Consider the following 22,028-nt stretch of genomic DNA (forward strand, 5'->3'; position numbering starts at 1 on the left):
ACCCCATGACCGCACCGAGTGCCCGCCGCGCCGCCGCCGCGGCGTTCATCGGCACGACGATCGAGTGGTACGACTTCTACGCCTACTCCACGGCCGCGAGCCTGGTGTTCGGCACGCTGTTCTTCCCGCCGGACACCAGCCCGCTGGTCGGCCTGATGGCCTCGTTCGCCACCTACGCCGTCGGCTTCCTCGCCCGCCCGCTGGGCGGCCTGGTCTTCGGCCACTTCGGTGACCGGGTCGGGCGCAGGGCGGCCCTGGTGACCACGTTGCTGATCATGGGCGTGGCGACGTTCGCCGTCGGCCTGCTGCCCACCTACGCGACCGCGGGCGTCGTCGCCCCGCTGCTGCTGGTGCTGCTGCGGTTCGCGCAGGGACTCGCGGTCGGCGGCGAGTGGGGTGGCGCGGTGCTGATGGCCGTCGAGCACGCGCCGGAGAAGCACAAGACGTTCTACGGCTCGTTCGCCCAGCTCGGCAACCCGGCCGGCGCGCTGCTGGCGTCGGGCCTGTTCGGGCTGCTGTCCGCGCAGGGCGAGGACGCGCTGCGCGAGGGCGCGTGGCGGATCCCGTTCCTGCTGTCGGCCGTGCTGGTGATCGTCGGGCTGGTGATCCGGCTCAAGGTCGAGGAGTCGCCGGTGTTCGAGCGGGTGCGGGAGTCCGGCCCGGCCGAGCTGCCGGTCCGGGCCGCGCTGCGTACGTCGTGGCGGCAGATCCTGCGGGGTATCGGCGCGCTGCCGGTGGCCGTCGGCGGGTACTACATCGTGACGACGTTCCTGCTGGCGTACTCCACGACCGATCTGAAGGTGAGTGAGCAACTGGTGCTCACCGGGCTGACCGTGGCCTCGTTCGTGGAGCTGGTGGCCACGGTCGGGGTGGCCTGGCTGGGCGACCGGCTGGGCAGCCGCCGGGTGGTCATCGCCGGGCTCGCGGGAGTGGCGGTACTGGCCACGCCACAGTTCCTGGTGATGGACAGCGGTTCGACGGCGCTGATCTTCACCGTGCTGGCGGTGATGCGGCTGGTGATGGCCGCGACCTACGGGCCGATCGCGGCGATCCTCGCGCAGCTGTTCCCCGCTCGTGCCCGCTACACCAGCATCTCACTGTCCTATCAGGTCGCCGGCGCCGTCTTCGGCGGGTTCGCGCCGCTGGCCTGCACCGCGCTGCTGGCCGCGTTCGGCTCGGTGGCGCCGGTGATCGTCCTGCTGGTCGTGATGTGCCTGGTCAGCATCGCCTGCCTGCGCGGTGCCCCGCAGGTCCGCGACGACGTCAACGAACAGGAGCTCGCGCCCGTGACTGACGTCCTGATCACCAACGCCCGCGTCCTCACCATGGACGCGGCGCGGCCGGAGGCCGGTGCCGTGCTCGTCCGTGACGGGGTCGTCGCCGCGCTCGGCGACACCGCGACGGCTTCGGCCGGGGCACACCGGATCGACGCCCACGGCGCGACCGTGCTCCCCGGGTTCGTCGACCCGCACAACCACCTGCTGTCGACGGCGGAGTCACTGGCCGCCGAGGACGCGAGCTACCCCACAGTGTCCACTGTGGACGAACTGGTGGACATGGTGGCGACGGCCGCAGCGCGTACCCCGCCGGGACAGTGGATCCGCGCGTTCGGGATGGACGACGCCAAGTACCCCGAGGGCAGGCCCACCCGGCAGCGGCTGGACGAGGCCACCACCGAGCACCCGGTGATCGTCTACCACGTGTCCGGGCACCAGGCCGTGGTGAACTCCGCGGCACTGTCCTGGCGCGGCATCGGCAGCGACGTGACCGACCCCGCGGGCGGCCGGTTCGTCCGCGACGCCGCGGGCAGGCTCACCGGGATGGTGCTCGACTCGGCCATGCAGCTGTTGCTGCCGCTGGCCGTCGAGATCGGCTGTCACGGCCCGAACTTCCACACCGAGCTGCCGTTCGAGCAGCTGTCGGCGTGGCTGCGTGACGCGGGTGAGGCCTACCTGTCGGCCGGCCTGACCACGGTCGCCGATCCGCAGGTGTCGGCACGGGAGATGCGCGTCTACCGCGCCGCGCGAGCGGGCGGCTGGCTGCCGGTGCGTACCGTCGCCATGCCGCTGTCGCACCAGCTGGACGCGCTCACGTCGGCGGGGCTGGCCGGGCCGTTCGGCGACGACTGGCTCAGTCTCGGGGCGATGAAGTTCTACTCCGACGGCACGCTCATCGGCGGGACGGCAGCGTTCAGCGAGCCCTACGGCGAGCACGGCGAGTTCACCGGAAGCCTGTACTGGGCGGCCGATCAGCTGACCGAGCTGGTCGAACGGGCCGCTCGCGCGGGCTGGCGGGTGGCCATCCACACCCAGGGCGACGTGGCGATGGAGAACTCGCTGCGGGCGATCGAGGCGGGCGCGCGGGCGTACGGCGACGACTTCCGGCCCCGCGTCGAACACTGCGGCTACCCGACGCGGCAGCACGTGCGGCGGTTCGCCGGACTGGGCGTGATCCCGGTCAACCAGCCCAACTTCCTGCACGACAGCGGCGGCGACTTCCTGCGCAGGCTCGGCGACCGCGCGCACCGGCTGCAGCCGATCCGGGAGGAACTGGACGCCGGGCTGCGGCCCGTGCTGTCCAGCGACTCGTTCGTCTCGTCGTTCCGGCCGTTGCACACGGTCGCCAACGCGGTGCTCCGCCGGACCCGGGAGGGCGACGACATCGGCGGCGGGCAGGCGATGACGGTTCGCGAGGCGCTGCGGGCACACACCCTCGACGCCGCCTACGCGCTGGGCATGGAGGACCGGATCGGGTCGCTGACGCCGGGCAAGCTCGCCGACGTCGTGGTGCTCGACGCCGACGTCGAAGCGGTGGCCGCCGAGAAGCTCGGCGACGTGGGCGTGGCCGCCACGCTGCTCGGCGGCCGGGTCGTGCACGAACGCCGGCCTCGCGCGTGAGGCGCAGGGCACGTGAAGGCCACCTTCACCACGTGAGACGTCAGGATCCCGGCAAAGTCCGGGGTGCGGCAGGGCGAGGCGGGTGGTTCCGAGCGCAGAATTCGCGGGCCGCAACGCAGAACTCGCGTGCGTGAGCGCAGAACTCACGATGTGAACGCCGGTTCCAGATCGCGAGACGTGGCCCGGCCCAGGCTCGTGAAGGCCACCTTCATAACGTGTGACGTGGTGATGGTGGCCTTCACGTGCTCTGGTGCTTGGTGGGTTGTCTCGTTCGTGGTGGCTGATGGGGTGGTTGTGGTGTTCGAGGCCGGTGGGGCGGGTGCGCCCGGGTGAGGGCGGATGTGGTGGCGTCTGATGCCGTGAAGGGGGCCCTCACGGCAATCGCCCACGACTCCCGACTTCGCCGGAGCCCTGACGTCAGACGTAATGAAGGTGGCCTTCACGTGCTTGGCGCGCCACCGGGAACGTACGACTCGCGCGGGAGAACGTACGACTCGCGTCAGGTGCGGCGGGCCCTGGCCCGGCGCTTGCCCTCGTGCATGGCCGCGACCCTGGCCACCGGGATGGCGTGGCCCTCCTCCAGCAGGTCGGCAGGCAGGCGGCCCGGTTCGGGCAGCTGCGCGGCCCACGGGTCGGCGTCGCCGAGCAGGTCCACCGCCGTCCGCACGGTGAAGTCGGCCGGGGTGACGTTGTCCAGTTCGTCCCACGGCACCGGGAACGACACCGGCGCACCCGGCCGCACCCGCGGGCTGTAGGCCGCGACGACGGTGGCCCAGGCGGCCCTCGTCGAGTCGAGGAAGACCTTGCCCTCGCGGTCCTCGCGGATGTACGCCGTGGTGGCCACGGCCGGGTCGATCCGCTCGGCCCGGGCCGCCAGCGCCCTGGTCGCCGCGGCCACGTCCTCGATCGACTCGCTCGGCACCACCGGCACATAGATGTGCAGGCCCTTGGCCCCGCTGGTCTTCACCGCGCCGGCCAGGCCGGTGTCGGCCAGTGCCTGGCGGACCAGGTGCGCCGCCCGCACGGCCACGCCGAAATCCTGTCCCTCCGGCGGGTCGATGTCGAGGATCAGCACGCCCGGCTTGCCGCCGTCGTCGAGCCGCATCAGTGTCGGGTGGTACTCGACGGCCCGCTGGTTGGCGAACCACAGCAGCGTGCGGCGGTCCTCGCACAGCGCGTATGACACCTCCCGCTGCGATGATTCCGCCCACAGCGGGACGGTGGGCACCCAGTCGGGCGTGTACTTGGGAACGTTTTTCTGCATGAACGGCTTCTGCCCGCGCAGCACCCTGACCACCGACAGCGGCCGCCCGGCCAGCCCGGGCAGGATGCGGTCGCGGACAGCGTCCAGGTACTCGACCAGGTCACGTTTGGACGCCCCGGCACCCGGGAACAGCTCCTGGTCGAGATTGGTCAGCGAGACACCGTCGCGCACCTCGTCGGCAGCCACGGCGACCACCTTTCCCGCCGGCGGCCCGGCGGTCAACTCCTCGGCGCGGTCCTCCGGCGGACCGTGGACACGGCGGGTAGTAGCAGCAAGAGCAGCAGCGAGTAGTAGCGGGCGCCCGGGACCACCACGGTCACCACCAGCGCGATCGCCAGCAGCACGGTGGTGCTGACCGCCTCGGCCACGAGCCGGCCGGTGATCGCGCCGGGCCCGGCGGCGATGTCCGGATTCGCCCGCGCGATCAGCGTCAGCACGCTCAGGCACACGCTGCTGCCCAGCACCACCGCGATGTAGAAGACCGGCGCGAACCGGTCGTCACCACCGAAACTGCCCGCCATCTCGGTGACGAACGGCAGCAGGACGATGGTGAGCAACCACAGCAGGTTCCACAGCACGAGTGGCCGCCGGTAGTCGTCGATCCGCTCGAACAGCTGGTGGTGGGCCCGCCAGAACTGGGCGATGACCGCGAAGCTGAGCAGGAAGACGAAGATCGCGGGCAGGTTCTCGCTGATCACCTCGACCGAGCTGGCGTGGCGGGCGACCGCCTCGGGCACCCCCTCGGCCAGCGGCAGGACCAGCAGCGTGATGGCGATCGCCACGACCGCGTCGCTGAAGAACACCAGTCTCTCGAGTCCCTGCCGCGTGCGCACGCCGCCAATCTAGCCGCGCCAGGACCGGCGCGGAGGCCGCGTCACCACAACGAGGTAGGTTGCCGTGGTGAGCCCCGAGCAGACCGTGGACATCTACACCGACGGCGCGTGCAGCCCCAACCCCGGCCCCGGCGGCTGGGGCGCCGTACTGCGGTACGGCAGGCACGAGAAGGAGCTGTACGGCGGCGAACCGGACACCACGACCAACAACCGGATGGAGCTGACCGCGCCGATCCGCGCGCTGGAGAGCCTGACCCGGCCCGCCGTGGTGCGGATCCACACCGACAGCACCTACGTCAAGAACGGCATCACCCAGTGGCTGCCGAAGTGGAAGAGCAACGGCTGGGTCACCAGCACCCGGCAGCCGGTGAAGAACGCCGACCTGTGGCAGCGGCTGGAGGCCGCCGCCGCGGTCCACGAGGTGCAGTGGCTGTGGGTCAAGGGTCACGCCGGGCATAAGGACAACGAGCGGGCCGACCAGCTCGCGGTGCGAGGTGCGCGTGAGGCCGCCGGCCGCTGACGTCGCCGCGGAGGTCCGGCGCCGGCCGGCGAGCCGCCCACGCCTCCGCGACGACGAGCGCACCGAGGACGAGCACGGTCACGCCGACCACCCGTAGCCCGGTCCGCGTTCCGGAGACGAACGCCGTGGCGACGTCCCGCGTCCCGGCGGACCCGGCGAGCACCGTGCCGATGACGGCCACGCCGAGCGCGCTGCCGAACTCGCGCGTGGTGGCCTGCAGCCCCGCCCCCACCCCCGCCTGTGCCGGTGGCAGCGAACCCGCGATGGCCGCGGACAGTGTCGGAAGCGCCAGCGTCACGCCGATCCCGGTCACCACCAGCCAGGCGGCGTAGCACACGTAGGGGGTGTTGCCGTCGCTTGTGGACAGTCCGAGCAGCCCGCCGCCGACGAACCCGAACGCGGCGGCGACGGTACCGACCACACCGATACGGCGCGACAGGCGGCCCACGTGGCGTGCGCCGACGACGATCGGGACGGTCAGCGGCAGGATCCCGACACCGGTCAGCAGGACGTCGAATCCCATGGCGTACTGCAGGAACGACGCGTTGACGTAGAACAACGCGAACATCCCGAAGAACACCGCGGTCATGCCGATGCTGGCACTGCGCAGGCCGGGTAGCCGGAACAGCCGGGGATCGACCAGCGGGTGCTCGCTGCGCAGCTCGACGACCGTCCACACCGCGAACAACACGGCGGAGCAGCCGAACGCGCCGACGACGGCGGTACTTCCCCAGCCCCGCTCCGGACCTTCGACGATGCCCAGCAGCAGAGCCACCGACGCGCCGACGAGCAGCACGGTCCCCAGCACGTCGACGGGACGGGAATGCCGTCCCGACACCGGCGTCACCCGCGCTGTGAGCACAGCCAGCAGCAACGCGGCAGGCACGGCGGCGGTGAACAACCATCGCCACGACCCGGCCGTCAGGACGGCACCACCGCCCAGATTGCCGACGACGCCGCCGATCCCGGTCATCGACGCCCAGGTCGCGATCGTCGCGCCCGCGCGTTCCGCGGGAACGGCGTGCAGCAGGACCGCCAGCGTGTTGGGCAGCACGGCGGCAGCGCCGATCCCGGTGACCGCCCGGCCGGCGAGCAGGACCGCCACGTTCGGCGCCACGGCCGACAGCGTCGCGCCCGCCGCGAACAGGATCAGGCCGGCGAGGAGAACTCCCTTGCGCCCGAAGCGATCGCCCGCGGCTCCGCCGGGAATCACCAGGCAGGCGAAGAAGATCACGTACGTGTCGACGATCCAGACCAGCGCCGACGGGGACGGCCGCAGCGGGCTCGCCGCCAGCATCGGCACCGCGATGTTGATCGCGGCGACCATCCCGACGACGAGCACGACACAGGAACACATCACCGGCAGCAGTGCGCGCCGGGAGATTTGGGAGGGCATGTCCGCGACGGTAGGTACGCCGCAGCATTCCACGCCACGCAACTTTCACAACTACTGTTTGCGTACCATGCAACCATGGCGGACCAGCTCGACCTGAACCTGCTCCGGGTGTTCGACGCGCTGCTGCGGGAGGGCAGCGTCACGGCGGCGGCCGAGCGCCTGCACCTGTCGATTCCGGCGGCCAGCCGCGCGCTGGGCAGGCTGCGCCGCGCGATGGAGGACCCGATCCTGGTGCGTGCCGGGCGGGGAATGGCTCCGACGCCGTTCGCCCTGCGGATCGCGCCACGGGTGCGGTCGCTGCTCGACGAGGCGTCGGCACTCGTCACCGCCGGCCGCGAACTCGACGTCGCCGCGCTGGACCGCGTCTTCACCATCCGCATCAACGACGGCGTGGCCGCGACACTGGCCACCGCGCTGGTCGAGGCGACCGCCTCGGCCGCGCCGGGTGTGGTGCTGCGGTTCGTCGGAGAGGCCAACGAGAGCGCCGAGGCGCTGCGGGACGGCTCGGTCGACCTGGACATCGGCGCCAACGACATCGGCGCGCCGGACATCCGCACGACCGTGCTGTACGGCGAGCACGTGGTGGGCATCGTCCGCGCGTCCGGCCCGCTGGGCCGCCGCCGCAGGCCGACGCTGGAGCAGCTGTGCCGGTATCCGCACGTCGCGGCCTCTCGCCGCGGCCGGACCCGGGGTCCGCTCGACGACGTCCTCGCCCAAGCGGGCCTCCAGCGCCGGGTGGCCGCGGTCGTCCCCACCTTCGCCGTCGCCGCGTTCGTCGTCGCGTCGAGCGACTACGTCGGCCTGGCGCCCAGCCGGTTCGCCGAGCAACACGGCGCCGCACTCGGGCTGCACCGGTTTCCCATTCCGGCGGCGTTGCCGGACATCGAGATCCGGCTGGCCTGGCACGCGCGGCTCGACGCCGACCCGGCGCAGCGCTGGCTCCGGGACACGATCAGTACGCACTCTTCGGTCAGTACCGCACTTTGAAGTGGGTACTTGTCGCCCCGACAGCACGGATCAAGGATGGAGGCAGACGAACCACCGACGACAGGAGCGAAAACCGTGCAGGACAAGAATCCGGCGACCGTGACCGTGATCGGGCTCGGCGCGATGGGCCGGCCGATCGCCGCCGAACTGGTGAAGGCGGGCCATCCGACCACGGTGTGGAACCGCTCCCCCGGCCGGGCAGGCGACCTGGTGGCGCTCGGCGCGGCCGAGGCGGACAGCCCGGCCGCGGCGGTGGCCGCGAGCGAGGTCGTGCTGGTCGCCGTGCTCGACTACGCCTCGGTGCACGAGGTACTCGACCCGGTCGCCGGGCAGCTGGCAGGCAAGGCGCTGGTCAACCTCACCACCGGCACACCGGAGCAGGCACGCCGGACCGCCGCCTGGGCCGCCGAGCACGGCATCGGCTACCTCGACGGCGCCATGATGGCCGTCCCGGCGATGATCGGCAGGCCGGAGGCCAAGCTGCTGTACAGCGGTTCGACCGAGGTGTTCGACCGGTACCGCCCGGTGCTGGACCTGCTGGCGGAGAGCACCTTCTACGGCCCCGACGCCGGGCTGGCCTCACTGTACGACCTGGCACTGCTGTCCGGGATGTACGCGATGTTCTTCGGTTTCCAGCACGGCGCGGCGATGGTCGCCACGGCGGGTGTCAGCGCGACCGAGTTCGCCGGGATGGCGACGTCGTGGCTGTCCGCGGTGATGGGCGCGATCCACGACGAGGCCGCCGTCATCGACGGCGGGAACTACCGGATCGACGCGCAGGACGCGAACTTCACGAAGTCCGCGCTGGACGTCATCGTGCGGGCGAGCCGGGACGCCGGGATCGGCGTGGACGTCGTCGCGCCGATGCAGGAGCTGCTCGCCCGGCAGATCGCGGCCGGGCACGCCGAGGAAGCCGCCACCCGTACGTACGAGGAGATCCGGCACCCGCGCTGACTACGGTGGCGGGGTGACCGAGTACCGGCAGACCCGTTTCCACATGCCCGAAGGAGCCACCGAGCTCGTGCTGATCCGGCACGGGGAGTCCCGCGCCGCACGCGAGGACTCCCCGTTCCCGCTCGTGGACGGCCACGCCGACCCGGAGCTGGCCGAAGAGGGTCAGCTGCAGGCCAAGCGGATCGCCGACCGCTTCGGCGGGCAGCACTTCGACGCGCTGTACGTCACGCCACTGCGGCGCACCGCGGAGACGGCCGCCCCGCTGGCACAGCGGCTGGGCCTGACCCCGCGGCTGCGTCCGGAGCTGCGGGAGATCCACCTCGGCGACTGGGAGGGCGGGCTGTTCCGCATCCGGACGGCGCAGGGCCACCCGCTGGCCGTGCGGTGCCGCGCCGAGCAGCGCTGGGAGGTGATCCCGGGCGCGGAGTCCAACGACGCGTTCGCCGCCAGGGTGCGCGCGGGCGTCGAGCGGCTGGCCGCCGATCACCCCGGTGAGCGGGTCGCGGTGGTCACCCACGCCGGGGTGATCGCGCAGGTGTTCGCGCTGGCCAGCGGTTCGACGCCGTTCGCGTTCCTCGGCGCCGACAACGGATCGGTCTCCCAGGTCGTCGTCCACGGTCCACAGTGGACGCCGCGGCGGTTCAACGACGTGGCTCACCTGGAGGATTGAGCCTGCCGACCGCGACCAGCTCGACGGTCACCAGCACGGCCAGCGCCTGCGCGGCCAGCAGCCCGATCAGCACGACCAGCTGTGCCACCCCGGCCTGCACCGGGCTGGCGCCGCCGAGCAGCATGCCGACGTACGCGCCGGGCAGCGTGACCAGGCCGACCGTGCGGGTCTGGTCCATGCCGGGGATCAGCGCGTGACCGGCCGACGGCCGGCAGATCTCCAGCGCCGCCGAGCGGGGCAGCAGGCCCAGCGCCAGCGCCGCCTCGTACTCGCCGTGCCGGTTGCGCAGCTCGTCCAGTGCGCGGCGGGCGGCCTGGGACGCCGCGGTCATCGCGCCGCCGATGATGATCCCGGCGATCGGCACCACCGCGATCGGGCGCCACGGCACGGTTCCGGACACCAGCACCGCGGCGAGCACCGGCGCGACGCCGGCGGCGATGGCGGTGGCCGTCCACGGCAGCTCGCGCCAGGACCCGACCCGGCGGGCCGCCGTCGCGGCGGCGACGGTGAACATGAACGTGACGAACAGGCCGGTCCACCAGCCCGACCGCAGGATCGCCGTGATCACCAGCGACACGACGGCCAGCTGGACGACCGCGCGGACGGCGGCCAGCAGCACGTGCCTGCCGTCGCCGAGGCCACCCCGCCAGACCACCACGGCCGCCAGCACGGCCAGCAGCGCCAGCACGACGGCGAGAACCGGCCCGGCGTTGATCGAAGCTCCGCTCACCCCAGTGATCCTGGCAGTATCTTCGGCGCTCTCTCCGTTCGCGCGTCCGGTCGGGTGCGGCGCCAGTCCCGGCCAAAGCACGTGAAGGCCACCTTCATTACGTCTCACGTGGTGAAGGTGGCCTTCACGAGCTTCAGACCTACCCCACGGCGGAGGAGGCCGAGCAGGTCACCAGCTCGCCGGGGGCGGCGGTTCGTTCGGTCACCTGGACGCCGTCCAGCAGGATCCGGCAGGTCAGGCCGGCGGTGCGGCCGCGGGCGGACAGGCTGTAGTAGCCGCCGCCCTCGCCCGCCGCCCGGTCGAGCGTCCGCGACCACGGCGCCTTCACCGCCTGCTCCTGCCGGACGTCACCGGCGTGCCCCACATACGTGAGGTCGGCGGCGGGCCCGCCGGTCAGCTCGTAGGTGACCCGCTGCGCCACGGGCGCCGCCGCCACCGGCACGGCGGCCGGTGGCGGCGGCGCGGGTGGCGGCGGTCCGTCGGCACCCGGCGCGTGCTCCCCCACCGTGACCTGCAGGACGACCGTGCCGGCCGTGACGGCCACGGCGCCCAGCACCACGACGAACCCGACCCGCAGGCGGGCGGCACGAACATCCGGACGCGGCGTGCTGCGGGGAGTCTCCACCGCGGCGGGAGCACTCATCACGAGATCTTCTCTCCGGGCTCGCGCGCCTCCAGCAAGCGCGTTGGCTGGTAGTCGCCCGCACCAGGACCACCGTTACCACACCACGCCCTGAGGTTGAATTTTCACTCTTCCGGGTGCATTAGTCAGCTACGGTCCGCATTGGCGCCGGTGAGGACGGTAGCGATCACCTCGCCGGGCAGGTCGTGCACGGCGACGGCCGCCAGCCCCGCGGCCCCGGCGGGTTCGAGCAGGACGCCCAGCGTGTCGGCGGCCAGCGCCATCGCCGCGCGAATGGCGTCGTTGTCCACGAGCACGACGTCGTCGGCGAGCGCGGTCAGCCGCCGGACGGCCTCCGGGACCGGCCGGGTGATGGCGATCCCGGCGGCGAACGGATCGAACTCCTCGGCCACCACGAGCCTGCCCGCCCGCCAGCTGCGTTCCATGCTCGGCGCGCCGGCCGCGCACACGCCGACGATCCGGATGGACGGGTCGTGGGCCTTGATCCAGCGCGCGACCCCGGAGATCAGTGCCGCGTCGCCGACCGGCAGCACCACCGTGTCGAACCCGCCTCCGGCAAGCAGTTCGACGCCGATACTGCCCGACCCCTCGGCGATCGCCGGCTCCCTGCCGTCGATCACCAGCCGGGTGTCCGGGTTGGCCGCGGCGAACTCCTCGACACGCACCCGCGGGTCGTCCGGCACCCGGTGCACGGTCGCGCCCAGCTGGGTCATCCTGGCGATCTTCACCGCCGCCGTGTCGTCGCGGACGAACACCGTCGCCTGGTGGCCGTATTTCCGCGCGGCGTAGGCGAGCCCCTGCCCGAAGTTGCCGGCCGAGGCACACACCAGCCTGCTGCCGGCGGGAAGGTCACGCGCGTAGAAGTCGGTTCCCCTGCCCTTGAAACTGCGTAACGGGTTCAGCGTCTCCACCTTGGTCAGCACGCTGCGGCCGAGGCGCGCGGCGAGCTGCTCGTCGACGTACTGCGGGGTGCCGCGGAACACCGGGTCGATCACGGTGGCGGCCTCGGCGATGCGGTCCAGATCCAGATCCAGGTCAACGGAAGTCATGCCGCTGACGGTATGCCGGTGACCCCGGGCGCCGATTGAAACTTTTCCCGCCCGCACGCAAGATTCTTGCGTGCTACCACTCGACGAGCTGGACCGAAGGCTGCTGCGCCTGCTGCAGGACGACTCCGGCCGCACCCTGCACGACCTCGGCGAGCGGGTGGGGCTGTCGGCGAGCGCCGTGCAGCGCCGGATCACCCGCTACCGGGCCGACGGTCTGCTGGTCCGGCAGATCGCCGTACTCGACCCCGCCACACTGGGCAGCATGTCGGCGATCGCGCTGGTCGCCCTGGACCGGGAGTCGGCCGACCACCACCGCGAGTTCCGCGAGCGCATGCTGGCCGAGCCCGGCGTGCAGCAGTGCTTCAGCATCGTCGGCCAGTGGGACTACCTGGTCGTCCTGGTGGCGCCGGGCATCCCGGAGTACCGGGCGCTGGCCGAGCGGCTGTTCCTGACCGCGGGCAACATCCGGCGCTACGAGACCCTGCCCACCTACGAGGTGGTGAAACGCGGGCTCGACCTGCCACTCGACTGAGCCAGTTGACATGCAGCCGTCCGGCTGCCTATCGTGGAAATGCAGCCGAACGGCTGCATGTTTGGAGTGAGATGGACGAGGTGTTCAAGGCACTGGCCGACCCCAGCCGCCGCCGGCTGCTGGACAGCCTGAACGCACGCAACGGCCAGAGCCTGCGCGAGCTGTGTTCCGAGCTGGACATGGCCCGCCAGTCGGTCAGCAAGCACCTGGCGGTGCTGATCGACGCCGGCGTCGTCACCACCGTGCGGCGGGGCAGGGAGAAGCTGCACTACCTCAACGCCGAGCCCATCAACGCCATCGCAGACCGCTGGATCCACCGGTACGACCGCGGGCGGGTGCACGCACTCGCCGACCTCAAGACCGCATTGGAGCACCACCCCATGAGCAGTCCCGAGTTCGTCTACACCACCTACATCCGCACCACGCCGGAAACGCTCTGGCGCGCGCTGACCGAACCCGCGTTCACGTTGCGGTACTGGGGTGCCGAGCTGAAGTCCGACTGGCAGCCCGGCTCCCCGCTGCTGTGGCGTACCGGCGCCGACGGCCCGCTGGAGGACCTCGGCCAGGTCGTCCTGGAGGCCGACCCGCCGCGGCGGCTGGCCTACACCTGGCACGGGTTCCAGCCGGACCACGCGGAGTTCTTCGGCTGGTCGCAGGAGAAACTGGCCGAGGCTCAGAAGGAACGCCGGTCGAAGGTCAGCTTCGACATCACCCCGCACGGCGAGAACGCCGTACGGCTGCGGGTCACCCACGACGACTTCGACCCCGGCGGCATGATGTACGAGGCCATCAGCGGGAACCTGCCACCCAGCGGTGGCTGGCCGGAGCTGCTGGCCGACCTGAAGACGCTGCTGGAGACGGATAAAGCGACCGTCTAGGGAGCGTTACCGCCGGAGAGCACCAGGACCGTCGGCCCGCTCTCCGGCGGGCCGACGACCCCGGCACGCAACGCGGCGAGGCCCACCGCCGCGGACGGCTCGACCACGAGCTTGGTGGCGTCGGACAGGTGGCGCCAGGCCGACTCGATGTCCTCCTCCGCCACCTCGACGACGTCGTCGACCAGCCGCTGGACGTGCGCGAGCGGCAGCGCGCTGGTGATCGGCGCGGTCAGCCCGTCGGCCAGCGTCGGCACCCGGCGCAGCGGTACCGGCTCACCGGCCCGCAACGCCAGCGCGACGGCGTTGGACCGGGCAGGCTCGACGCCGACGATCCGCGCCGACGGTGCCAGCTCCCGCACCGCGGCCGCGACCCCGCTGAGCAGCCCGCCACCCCCGACCGGCACGAGCACCAGGCCGGGAGCGGGACCGTCCTCGGCCAGTTCGAGGCCGACCGTGCCCTGACCGGCCATCACCTCGGGCAGGTCGAACGGGTGCACCACCGGGAAGCCATGGCGCTCGGCCAGCTCCGCGCAGGTGCCGAGCAGGTCCTCGGTGCGGGTGATCTCACCGCCGTACCGCCGCACGTTGTCCACCTTGGACGCGGGCGCGTCGGGCGGCATCGCCATCAGCACCCGCACCCCCAGCCGCTTGCCCGCGTAGGACAGCGCGGCGGCGTGGTTACCGGCGGAGAAGCCCACGACGCCTTCCGGCAGGGTGCCCCGCTCCCGCCAGGTGAGCAGCGTGTTCAGCGCGCCGCGGACCTTGAAACTCGCGGTGTGCTGGAGGTTTTCCGGTTTCAGCAGCACCCGGCCGCCGACCTCGGCGGACAGGCGTTCGTTGTCGAGCAGCGGGGTGCGCAGCACCAGCCCGTCGAGGCGGGCGGCGGCCTTGCGGATGTCGTCGAGATCGAGCAGTCGCACCCCGCGACCCTAACCACGGCGATTGTCGGTGGTCCACGCGAGAATAGGTCCGTGTACCGCGAGATCCAGCCACCCGCGGCACGGGCAGGCGTCGTGCGCTGGCGGACACCAGAGCCGGTGCCGCACGTCAGTGAGCCGACAAGGCCGGCTGAGGCCGGTAACGCACGAGCCTGACGGCTGCGGCAGAGTGGCGTCATGGAGATCCGAGCGGCCGAACCCGCCGACGCCACCGCACTGGAACCGCTGTTCACGCAGTGGGGACACCCACTCGAGCCCGGGGACGTGACGGTGCAGGTGCGGCGGTGGCGCGATACTCCGCGCGCGAAACTCCGCGTCGCCGTGATCGACGGCGAGATCGCGGGCATGGCGGCGATCGCCGCGGTTCCGCGACTCGGCGAGGTGGGTTACTCGGCGAAACTGACCGGGCTCGTGGTCGGCGACCGTCACCGCCGCCGCGGCGTGGGGCGCGCACTGCTCGACGACGTGACCGCGCTGGCCGCGAACTGGGGCTGCGACCGGATCGAGCTAACGTCGTCGCGTATCCGCGATGCGGCACACGCCTTCTACGTGGCGCTCGGTTACCGGGAGACGTCGGCCGAGCAGGCGAGGTATGTCCGGGCACTCTGACTCACGACACTAGTGTCCCTAGCCGTCCGAGTCGGCGCCGCGTCGCTCCTCGACGGGGAAGCACACCAGGCCGACGGCAGCCTTGCGGATGTCGTCGAGATCGAGCAGTCGCACTCCGCGACCTGACCACGGCGATTGTCGGTGGTCCACGCGAGAATGGGTCCGTGTACCGCGAGATCCAGCCACCCGCGGCGCTGGCAGGCGTCGTGCGCTGCCTCTGGCAGGCCGATCGACCGGCCGGCAAGCTGATCGTGCCGGACGGCTGCATCGACCTGATCGTCGGGCCGGACCGGGCGTTCGTCGCCGGGCCGGACACCGGGCCGTGGCTCACCAACCGCGGGGGGCCGCTGCACGCCTTCCGGTTCCACCCCGGTGCGGCGCCGCGGGTGCTGGGCGTACCCGCCGACGAGCTGGCCGATCAGCGGATCGACCTCGCCGACCTGTGGGGCCGGGCGGTCGCGGACCGGCTGGTGGAACGGCCCGCGGACGCCGCCGCCGTGGTGGCCCGCCGCGTCCACGGGACCAGGGACCACGCACTCGATCATGTGCTGGCCCGGCTCGACGCCGGGGTCCGGGTCGGCACGGCGGCCGACGAAGCCGGACTGAGCGCGCGGCAGCTGCGCCGCCGGTTCACCGCGGCCGTCGGTTACGGGCCCGCCATCTACCTGCGCGTGGCCCGGCTGCAGCGGGCACTGGAGCTGGCGCCGCATGTCGGCGACCTGGCGCGGCTGGCCGCCGAGGCCGGTTACGCCGACCAGCCGCATCTGAACCGGGACTGCCGGGAGCTGACCGGTCAGACCCCCGCCCGGTTCCTCGGTGACCGTTTCGTCCAAGCCGCCGCGCCACGGGCACGCCTAGCGTTGCCGGCATGAGCACACTCACCGACACCCGGCGGTTCCTGTCCACCCACGCCCGGCTGCTCGAGCGCAGGCTCGCCGGGCTGCTGCTCGACGACGGCGGCCCCGCCGAGGCAGGCGCGGTGCTCGACGTCCTGGCCGGCTACCGCAATCCCGACGGCGGACTGGGCCACGCGCTCGAACCGGACGTCCGGGCCCCGGACAGCCAGCCGCTCGCCGTGGACTTCGCACTGGAGGTGGTGGACCAGATCCTGGACTCCCCCGCCGGCACCGGCGTGCGCGAGCGGGCCCGGGAGTTCGCCGCCGGTCTGGTGCCCTACCTGGAGTCGGTCACGACGGCCGACGGTGGCCTGCCCATCGTGCTGCCGTCCGTCACGCGGTATCCGAGGGCCGATCACTGGGGTGACGGCGTGTTCGGCGCCGGGCTCAACCCCACGGCCGGCATCCTCGCCCGGCTGCGGCGGCTGGAGGTCGGCGGTCCGTGGCTGGAGCGGGCCGGGAAGTTCTGCCGGGCCGAGGCCGACCGGGCACTAGACGGTGAACTGGACGCGCACACGGCGTTGAACGTCCTGCGGTTCCTGGAATCCGACGGCGACACCGCCGGCGTCGAACGGCTGAGTGAGCGGATCGGCGAGCTGACGCTGTTCCACCTCTACCCCGGGCCGGGCTACGGGCTCACCCCGCTGGACTTCGCCCCGCACCCGGACGACCCGCGCCGCCGGCTCTTCCCCGCCGACGCCGTCGACGCGCATCTGGACGTACTGGCCGCGGCCCGGGAGGACGACGGCGGCTGGCCCGTGCCGTGGACACCGCCGGGACCGGCTGCTCTGGCCGAGTGGCGGGGCGTCGTCACGCTGCGCGCCGCCGTGGTGCTGAGGGCCAACGCACGGGGATGAGCCGGCACAGCGGCGTCATTGGCGGCCCGAGCCGCGATCCACGGTGCCGGCTGAACCGAGGTGCCGCACGGCGAAGCCGATCTCGACCGCGCACTGCCGGATCTGCTCCTCCACCTCCAGCGAGCCGTGCCCGGCGTCGAACGTGTACTTCTCGTAGTACCTGTCGTGCTCGGCCATCGCCTCCTCGAAGCGGGCCAGCTGGCCGGGCGGCGTCCGCGGATCGTGATCGCCGCACAGCAACAGCACCGGTGCCACGACCCGAGGTACGTAGGTCAACGGGGACGACCGTACGTAGACCTCGGGTACGTCGTCCGGGCCGCCCCCGAACAACTCGTCGTCGAAGTGCCGCAGCGACGGCAGTTGCTCGCGGTAAGCCGCGACATAGTCCGCGATGGGCGCACCGGCGATCCCGGCCGCCCACCGCCGCGGCTGCCTGCCGACGCCGAGGAGGGCGAGGTACCCGCCCCACGACCACCCCCGCAGCACACAGCGGCGCGGATCGGCGACTCCGTGCGCGACCGCCCAGTCGTGGGCACTGCCGAGGTCGTCCAGCGCGAGACACCCCGGGTCGCCCTTGATCGCCTCGCGCCACGACCGGCCGTATCCGGTGGAACCGCGGTAGTTGGCGTGCACCACGGCGAAACCCGCGTCCAACCAGGTGGCGCGGATCGCGGAGAAGTAGTCCTCGTCGGCCGCGTAGGGTCCACCGTGGACGGAGAACACCGTCGGCCACGGCCCCGGCGAGTCCGGGGTCGCGTAGAGGACGTGCAGACGCCCCGCGGCCGGTCCGTCGACGTCGACGAACGCGTCGAGGACACGCCGCGACGGCGGCGCCGGCTCACCCGGTGCACACAGCAGAACCCGGTCACTGCCGTCGGTTCCGTACCTACGCACCTCGGGTGGATGCGCGGCGTCGCACCAGACGTACTCGATGCTCGCGTCCTGGCGTGCCGCGGCCGCGCCAATCCAGCCGGTGCGCACGGGGATCCGATCGAGGCCGTGCCGCGCCAGGTCATAGCGATACAGGGAGGTGCGGCCCCACTCGGAGCGGCCGAGCAACAGCGCCGACGCTCCTGGGAACCAGCGGGCCCAGGTCTCCCCTGCCAGGTCTGCCTCGACAGAGGTCTCCGAGTCGTCGTCGAGGTTCCAGATGAACGGGACACGGTTGCCATCGCGTTCGTGTGCCATCAGGATCCGGCGGTCGCCGGGCACCGGCGAGAACCCGAACACTTCGAGCCCGTGGTCGGCACCGTCCCACTTCCGCCCGATCTCCCGGCCGTCCCCGAGTGCGAGCACGGAGACCGTGGGCCGCAGCATGCTCGCGCCGGCCGCGTGACTGACCACCGCGAGCTCATCCGCCGGGTCCAGGTCGTGCACCGACGCCGACGTGCTGTCGTGCAGCAAGGCGGAAACCTCGCTCTTGTCCTCGTCGTAATACCACAGGGTGCACCCGTCCGCCGCCATCATGGCGACGACGCCGCGGCTCACGCCCAGCGCCTGACCGAGCGGGAAGCCCTCTGTGGTGATCGGTGTCTCCTCCGGCTCCGGCAGCGGACGTCCCGGCGCGGGGAACCGCACGCGGTGCCACCGCCCCGTCTCCGCCCCGGACGGGTCGGTGAAGTACCAGATCCACCGGCCGTCGGCGCTCAGCGCGCAGACATATGCGCCGTGTCGTGCCGTGGTCACCTCCCAGTGCTCGTCGGTCACCCGGTTCCAGGCGTGTACCTGGAAGGTGCCGGAGCTGTTGGAGACGTACACGTTGTGCTCCGGCCGCTGCCTCGCCGGGATGGGCGGTGTGACGACCGCGGCGGTGAACCGTCTACGCCATGTGGCCTCCCGCGCGGGATCGTCGAAGAGCCGTTCGGGAACGCGGGCATCGTTTGCCACGGAGGAACTCCTGGGTTCGGGACTACTGTCACGTACGCAACGTCCAGGGGCCCGCCCTCGGTGGGTGGGGGTGGGAAGCCGGAGCCGTGAGGATTCCATGGAACAGTTCGGGCCGGAACCACCGCGACAGGGCCTCGCGCACCTGATCCGGTTCGATCGCACGGACGAGTGCGGGGAAGGCAGCCAAGGTGGCGAAGGGCACCCGCAGGGCGGCGTAGCCCGCGACGGCACTGGCGAGGGTGGACTGGCTGGCCGTGGCCAATGCGGGAACCGCGGCCGCGTACCGGCGGGCCGACGCGATCTCGTCGTCGGTGACCTCGCCACGGGCCAGCCGGGTCAGCAGGTCCCCGAGCGCCTCCAGCGCGCGGTGCACGTCCCGGCCCGCCGCCGAGAACTCGATCAGGTGCCAGCTGCCGTACCAGCCGCGCCGAGCCGCCGACTCCGCGGTGTAGACCAGTCCAAGGTCCTGTCGCAGCAGCGAGTGCAGGCGGCTCGCGGGATGCCCGCCCAGCACCACCTCGGCCACGCGTGCCGCCGGGTGGGCGGGGTCGGTCAGCTCGGCAGCGGGTCCGGCGAGGAGGACCGACGAGCGGGTGCCCTCCGGCACCCGCAGCACCAGGACGTCCGGTTCGGACACCGGCGTCAACGGCGGCGCCACCGGGGTACTGCCCGCCTCCGCACGTTCCCAGCGCCCGACAGTGTCCTCGAGCGCAGCGCGAACGGCCCGGTCGACCGGCCCCACCACGACGATCACGGCGTCGTCCGGCACCAGCGACCACGCCCGCGCCGGGCGGGTGCCGTCCGGTACGGCGATCGGATGCGTACCGTAACGGTGTTCGAGCAGGCGCCGTTCCCACACCTCCGGCCCGCCGTCGCTCCCGGCACCGGAACCGGACGGGCCGGCCGTGGCAGCCGGCTCCTTCGCGCTGGCCAGCGCCCGTGCGAGCGCGTCGAGCACGGGCCGCAGCGCGTCGGCGAGCACACTCACCGACACCGTCAGGGCCGACTCGTCGACCGAACACGTCACCAGCGCACCCGCGTCGGCGAAAACGGGAGTGGCGAGCAGACGGCCGGTGTAGGCCGCGATGGCACGTCGTTGTCCGCGGCCGGCACCCGGGGTGCGCACGACCAGCCGCAGGTCCAGCTTCGGCACGACGGTGCGCTCGACGGCGAGCACCGGCAGGCCGTTGGCCAGGGCGAACTCGCGTACCGGCGGGAACATGGGGCAGGTCGTGGTCAGCGGGAACCTCCGGGGTCGACGGGCAGTACGGTCCGGGGCCCGGCCAGCAGCCGCTCCGCGGCCTCACGTGCCGCCTGTGGTGGCAGGCCGGCCAGTTCCGCGGACAGCCCGGTCCAGGACCGGTGGCCGAAGCCGAGCGCCTCAGCGCGGCCGAGGCCGATCGCGTGCCGCAGCGGGTCGTCGACGAGATGGTGCTGCTCCAGCTGGAGCCTGCGGACCGCGCGCATGCGAGCACGGTCGTCGATGCCGTGGCGGCGCACGTGGTCCAGGGTCAGCAGGAGCAGCCCGGCCAGGTCGCCGACGTCCCCACGGGACGCGGTCAGCTCGGCGAGTGCGAGGTCGGCACGCCTGCGCCGCAGCCACCGTCCCCCCGGCCCCACCGACATCGTGGCCCGGGCCAGCTCGGCACGCCCCGCGCTGAGCGCCGGAAAGTGGTGGGTGGACAGCACCCGTGCCAGCAGCACGTGGGCCAGATAGGCGGCCCGGTCCAGTTCCGGGTCCGGCACGGGGAAGCCGACGGCGGCCCGGAGGCGCCCGTCCTCAGCGGGCACGGGATCCGGCGCCGGGCCGTGCGCGCCGGAGGCCGGACCGGCCTCGCTCGCGCCGCAGGGCCGCAGGCCCCCGAAAAACCGCTCCACCAGTGCTACGACATCAGCTGTTCCCGCGTCACCCACTACGGACACCACCAGGTTGTCCGCGCCGTAGTGACGGTCGACGAAGCCGGTGCAGTCGTCACCGCGCAGGGTCATGAGCTGGTCCGGGTCACCGTGCGGGGCCAGGGCCGCGGCGGTGCGGCCCAGGAGCGCCGGGGCGACGGCATACCACGAGGCACCGGACGCGGAAGTGCCGCGTGCCTCGTCGATCTCGGCGAGCACCACCCCCCGCTCGGCCTCCACGGCCGAGTCGGTGACCGCCGTCGGCGCGAACCGCCGGCCTTCGGCCCGCAGGATCGCGGTGGTCTCCCCCGCGGGAACCAGCGAGTGGTAGACGGTGGTGTCGTGACCGGTCGTGGCGTTGCAGAGGCCGCCGACGGCCCGCACCTGTTCGAGGTGACCGGCGGATACGGGGCTCCTGCGGAACATCAGGTGTTCGACGAGATGCGCGAGGCCACTCCCACCACGCGGGTCGGAGCTCGCACCGGCTCCGACCGTCACCGCGATCGCGCACACGGCCGCGTCAGGACGCTGGTCGACGACCACGCGCACCCCGTTGGGCAGCGTGCTCAGTGAAGTCACGTCCGCACGCTCGCGGTCCCAGGGCGGAGCTGGTCCGCCGCCGCGAATACCGCGACCAGGTCGTCGACGGCAGCCCGCAGTCCCTCGGTCACCTGGACGCCAGTGGTCTTGACCACCAGCTCGCCGACACCGCAGGCGTGGTACTCACGCAGCCGGTCGGCGATCTCCTCCGGGCTCCCGTAGAGAAAGATGCCCCGGTCGACCAGCTCGCGGGCGTCGTCGAGTGCGTCCACGCCGGACAGTGTCAGCCCCGATCGTCGCAGCATGTCACGGTAATGCGCCCCCCGTAGATGCAGGCCGGCAGCGGAGTCGGCGAGGACCGCGGGGTCACGGCCGGGGCGGCGTACCGCGACCTGGACGAGTGTGGCCAGCCTCGGGACAGGCCTCCCGGCTTCCCGCGCCCCCTCTCGCAACGCCGGCAGCAGCGTCGCGGTCAGGTAGGCGGGCGAGGTCAGCCAGCTGATGGCGACGTCGGCGACCGACCCCGTCGTACGGGCCATCGACGGCCGGATCACCCCCAGCCCGACCTCCACCTCCGGTCCCGGTTCGAACGCGGGGAGGTCGCGCTGGGTGAAGTACTCACCGTGGAAGGTCACCACGCCGTCGGCCGCGCACAGCCTGCCGACGATCGTGGCGAACTCCGCGGCCGCGGCTTTGGGGCTGCGGTAGGCATCGGCACGCAGCGCCCTGACGAACGCCGGTGTCGCCGGCCCGAAACCGGCGGTGTATCTCCTTCCCGACAGCGCCGCGATCGACCGGGCGGTGAGCGCGGCGTCGTAGGGATGCCGCAGCGGGGTCAACGCCACCCCGCTGGCGTAGGAGATCTCGATGCCCTTGCCGACGAAGTACGCGATCAGCGACTGGGAATCGAGCAATCCGCTGTTGCCGAACCACATCCGCTGTCCCCGGCTGGCCTCGGCCAGCCGGGCGAACGGGATGACGTCACCGGGTACCCGTGCCTGCAGAGGGGTTCCGACGGACAGGGTCATCGGCGCGTAGTTCGGGCTCGTCAT

The 22,028-nt window shown here is 72.3% G+C and carries 21 protein-coding genes; 10 read left to right on the forward strand and 11 right to left on the reverse strand.

The genetic code is table 11. The features are described from left to right. The first annotated feature begins 5 nt into the window (after positions 1–5). The gene (locus EWH70_RS36175) at positions 6–2,897 is read left to right on the forward strand and encodes an MFS transporter (RefSeq protein ID WP_130475969.1); all 2,892 of its coding nucleotides are present in this window, start codon (positions 6–8) and stop codon (positions 2,895–2,897) included. Between the two features lie 499 nt (positions 2,898–3,396). On the opposite strand, the gene ligD is transcribed toward EWH70_RS36175, so the two are convergent. Both ligD and EWH70_RS14810 read right to left on the reverse strand, forming a co-directional pair. Next, a complete protein-coding gene (gene ligD, locus EWH70_RS14805; RefSeq protein ID WP_130475970.1) occupies positions 3,397–4,347 on the reverse strand; it encodes a non-homologous end-joining DNA ligase in 951 nt (316 codons plus the stop codon). A 32-nt stretch (positions 4,348–4,379) separates the two neighbouring features. Then, the gene (locus EWH70_RS14810; protein WP_165436279.1) at positions 4,380–4,994 is read right to left on the reverse strand and encodes a TMEM175 family protein; all 615 of its coding nucleotides are present in this window, start codon (positions 4,992–4,994) and stop codon (positions 4,380–4,382) included. A gap of 67 nt (positions 4,995–5,061) precedes the next feature. On the opposite strand from EWH70_RS14810, the gene rnhA reads away from it, so the two are divergent. Then, entirely contained in the window at positions 5,062–5,514 is a 453-nt protein-coding gene (gene rnhA, locus EWH70_RS14815) for a ribonuclease HI (RefSeq protein ID WP_165436280.1), read from the forward strand. Here rnhA and EWH70_RS14820 read toward each other — a convergent pair. Next, the gene (locus EWH70_RS14820; RefSeq protein ID WP_130476258.1) at positions 5,432–6,871 is read right to left on the reverse strand and encodes an MFS transporter; all 1,440 of its coding nucleotides are present in this window, start codon (positions 6,869–6,871) and stop codon (positions 5,432–5,434) included. The genes rnhA and EWH70_RS14820 overlap by 83 nt on opposite strands. 114 nt (positions 6,872–6,985) lie before the next feature. Here EWH70_RS14820 and EWH70_RS14825 point away from each other — a divergent pair, with 114 nt between their 5' ends. The 3 genes from EWH70_RS14825 (at position 6,986) to EWH70_RS14835 (ending at position 9,521) form a co-directional block, all read left to right on the forward strand. Beyond that, positions 6,986–7,897, forward strand: coding sequence for a LysR family transcriptional regulator (locus tag EWH70_RS14825; protein ID WP_130475972.1), 912 nt, complete (start codon positions 6,986–6,988; stop codon positions 7,895–7,897). A 75-nt stretch (positions 7,898–7,972) separates the two neighbouring features. Continuing rightward, positions 7,973–8,851: an NAD(P)-dependent oxidoreductase gene (locus EWH70_RS14830; protein WP_240686991.1), complete on the forward strand. Its 879-nt coding sequence runs from the start codon at positions 7,973–7,975 to the stop codon at positions 8,849–8,851. Positions 8,852–8,894: 43 nt separating this feature from the next. Then, positions 8,895–9,521, forward strand: coding sequence for a histidine phosphatase family protein (locus tag EWH70_RS14835; protein ID WP_130476259.1), 627 nt, complete (start codon positions 8,895–8,897; stop codon positions 9,519–9,521). Here the strand turns inward: EWH70_RS14835 and EWH70_RS14840 are convergent. The 3 genes from EWH70_RS14840 to EWH70_RS14850 form a co-directional block, all read right to left on the reverse strand. Continuing rightward, a complete protein-coding gene (locus tag EWH70_RS14840) occupies positions 9,493–10,251 on the reverse strand; it encodes an ABC transporter permease (RefSeq protein ID WP_130475974.1) in 759 nt (252 codons plus the stop codon). The genes EWH70_RS14835 and EWH70_RS14840 overlap by 29 nt on opposite strands. Before the next feature lie 139 nt (positions 10,252–10,390). Continuing rightward, on the reverse strand, positions 10,391–10,894 hold the full coding sequence (locus tag EWH70_RS14845; RefSeq protein ID WP_130475975.1) for an MmpS family transport accessory protein: 504 nt from the start codon (positions 10,892–10,894) through the stop codon (positions 10,391–10,393). 125 nt (positions 10,895–11,019) lie between these two features. Next, positions 11,020–11,943 carry a threonine ammonia-lyase gene (locus EWH70_RS14850; protein WP_130475976.1) on the reverse strand — a complete coding sequence of 308 codons (924 nt, stop codon included), beginning with the start codon at positions 11,941–11,943 and terminating at the stop codon, positions 11,020–11,022. A gap of 70 nt (positions 11,944–12,013) precedes the next feature. Here EWH70_RS14850 and EWH70_RS14855 point away from each other — a divergent pair, with 70 nt between their 5' ends. Together EWH70_RS14855 and EWH70_RS14860 are read left to right on the forward strand one after the other, a co-directional pair. Then, on the forward strand, positions 12,014–12,475 hold the full coding sequence (locus EWH70_RS14855) for an Lrp/AsnC family transcriptional regulator (RefSeq protein WP_130475977.1): 462 nt from the start codon (positions 12,014–12,016) through the stop codon (positions 12,473–12,475). A gap of 71 nt (positions 12,476–12,546) precedes the next feature. Then, positions 12,547–13,353: an ArsR/SmtB family transcription factor gene (locus EWH70_RS14860; RefSeq protein WP_130475978.1), complete on the forward strand. Its 807-nt coding sequence runs from the start codon at positions 12,547–12,549 to the stop codon at positions 13,351–13,353. Here the strand turns inward: EWH70_RS14860 and EWH70_RS14865 are convergent. Next, the gene (locus EWH70_RS14865) at positions 13,350–14,273 is read right to left on the reverse strand and encodes a threonine/serine dehydratase family protein (protein WP_130475979.1); all 924 of its coding nucleotides are present in this window, start codon (positions 14,271–14,273) and stop codon (positions 13,350–13,352) included. The genes EWH70_RS14860 and EWH70_RS14865 overlap by 4 nt on opposite strands. A gap of 195 nt (positions 14,274–14,468) precedes the next feature. Here EWH70_RS14865 and EWH70_RS14870 point away from each other — a divergent pair, with 195 nt between their 5' ends. The 3 genes from EWH70_RS14870 (at position 14,469) to EWH70_RS14880 (ending at position 16,653) form a co-directional block, all read left to right on the forward strand. Further along, positions 14,469–14,900 carry a GNAT family N-acetyltransferase gene (locus tag EWH70_RS14870; protein ID WP_130475980.1) on the forward strand — a complete coding sequence of 144 codons (432 nt, stop codon included), beginning with the start codon at positions 14,469–14,471 and terminating at the stop codon, positions 14,898–14,900. 164 nt (positions 14,901–15,064) lie between these two features. Then, positions 15,065–15,772, forward strand: coding sequence for a helix-turn-helix transcriptional regulator (locus tag EWH70_RS14875; RefSeq protein ID WP_130475981.1), 708 nt, complete (start codon positions 15,065–15,067; stop codon positions 15,770–15,772). Next, positions 15,769–16,653 (forward strand): hypothetical protein, encoded by an 885-nt coding sequence (locus EWH70_RS14880; RefSeq protein WP_130475982.1) that lies wholly within the window; start codon positions 15,769–15,771, stop codon positions 16,651–16,653. The genes EWH70_RS14875 and EWH70_RS14880 overlap by 4 nt, the downstream gene beginning before the upstream one ends. A gap of 15 nt (positions 16,654–16,668) precedes the next feature. Here the strand turns inward: EWH70_RS14880 and EWH70_RS14885 are convergent, their stop codons facing one another. The 4 genes from EWH70_RS14885 to EWH70_RS14900 are packed head-to-tail and all read right to left on the reverse strand — an operon-like array spanning position 16,669 to position 22,028. Beyond that, positions 16,669–18,540: an alpha/beta hydrolase family protein gene (locus EWH70_RS14885; protein ID WP_240686992.1), complete on the reverse strand. Its 1,872-nt coding sequence runs from the start codon at positions 18,538–18,540 to the stop codon at positions 16,669–16,671. 28 nt (positions 18,541–18,568) lie between these two features. Then, on the reverse strand, positions 18,569–19,762 hold the full coding sequence (locus EWH70_RS14890) for a M16 family metallopeptidase (RefSeq protein WP_130475984.1): 1,194 nt from the start codon (positions 19,760–19,762) through the stop codon (positions 18,569–18,571). A 14-nt stretch (positions 19,763–19,776) separates the two neighbouring features. Continuing rightward, positions 19,777–21,015, reverse strand: coding sequence for a M16 family metallopeptidase (locus tag EWH70_RS14895; protein ID WP_130475985.1), 1,239 nt, complete (start codon positions 21,013–21,015; stop codon positions 19,777–19,779). Beyond that, complete coding sequence (locus tag EWH70_RS14900) at positions 21,012–22,028, reverse strand: LLM class flavin-dependent oxidoreductase (protein WP_130475986.1); 1,017 nt, start codon at positions 22,026–22,028, stop codon at positions 21,012–21,014. Before EWH70_RS14900 ends, EWH70_RS14895 begins: the two co-directional genes overlap by 4 nt.

Origin of the sequence: Amycolatopsis suaedae (assembly GCF_004214935.1) — a bacterium.
GTDB classification, from domain to species: Bacteria; Actinomycetota; Actinomycetes; order Mycobacteriales; family Pseudonocardiaceae; genus Amycolatopsis; species Amycolatopsis suaedae.

Bases quoted from the DNA above. Each gene is read 5' to 3' on its own strand.
- EWH70_RS36175 (WP_130475969.1), top strand. From the start codon at position 6: ATGACCGCACCGAGTGCCCGCCGCGCCGCCGCCGCGGCGTTCATCGGC.
- EWH70_RS14820 (WP_130476258.1), bottom strand. From the start codon at position 6,871: ATGTGTTCCTGTGTCGTGCTCGTCGTCGGGATGGTCGCCGCGATCAAC.
- EWH70_RS14825 (WP_130475972.1), top strand. From the start codon at position 6,986: ATGGCGGACCAGCTCGACCTGAACCTGCTCCGGGTGTTCGACGCGCTG.
- EWH70_RS14835 (WP_130476259.1), top strand. From the start codon at position 8,895: ATGCCCGAAGGAGCCACCGAGCTCGTGCTGATCCGGCACGGGGAGTCC.
- EWH70_RS14845 (WP_130475975.1), bottom strand. From the start codon at position 10,894: ATGAGTGCTCCCGCCGCGGTGGAGACTCCCCGCAGCACGCCGCGTCCG.
- EWH70_RS14850 (WP_130475976.1), bottom strand. From the start codon at position 11,943: ATGACTTCCGTTGACCTGGATCTGGATCTGGACCGCATCGCCGAGGCC.
- EWH70_RS14860 (WP_130475978.1), top strand. From the start codon at position 12,547: ATGGACGAGGTGTTCAAGGCACTGGCCGACCCCAGCCGCCGCCGGCTG.
- EWH70_RS14870 (WP_130475980.1), top strand. From the start codon at position 14,469: ATGGAGATCCGAGCGGCCGAACCCGCCGACGCCACCGCACTGGAACCG.
- EWH70_RS14880 (WP_130475982.1), top strand. From the start codon at position 15,769: ATGAGCACACTCACCGACACCCGGCGGTTCCTGTCCACCCACGCCCGG.
- EWH70_RS14890 (WP_130475984.1), bottom strand. From the start codon at position 19,762: ATGTTCCCGCCGGTACGCGAGTTCGCCCTGGCCAACGGCCTGCCGGTG.
- EWH70_RS14900 (WP_130475986.1), bottom strand. From the start codon at position 22,028: ATGACGAGCCCGAACTACGCGCCGATGACCCTGTCCGTCGGAACCCCT.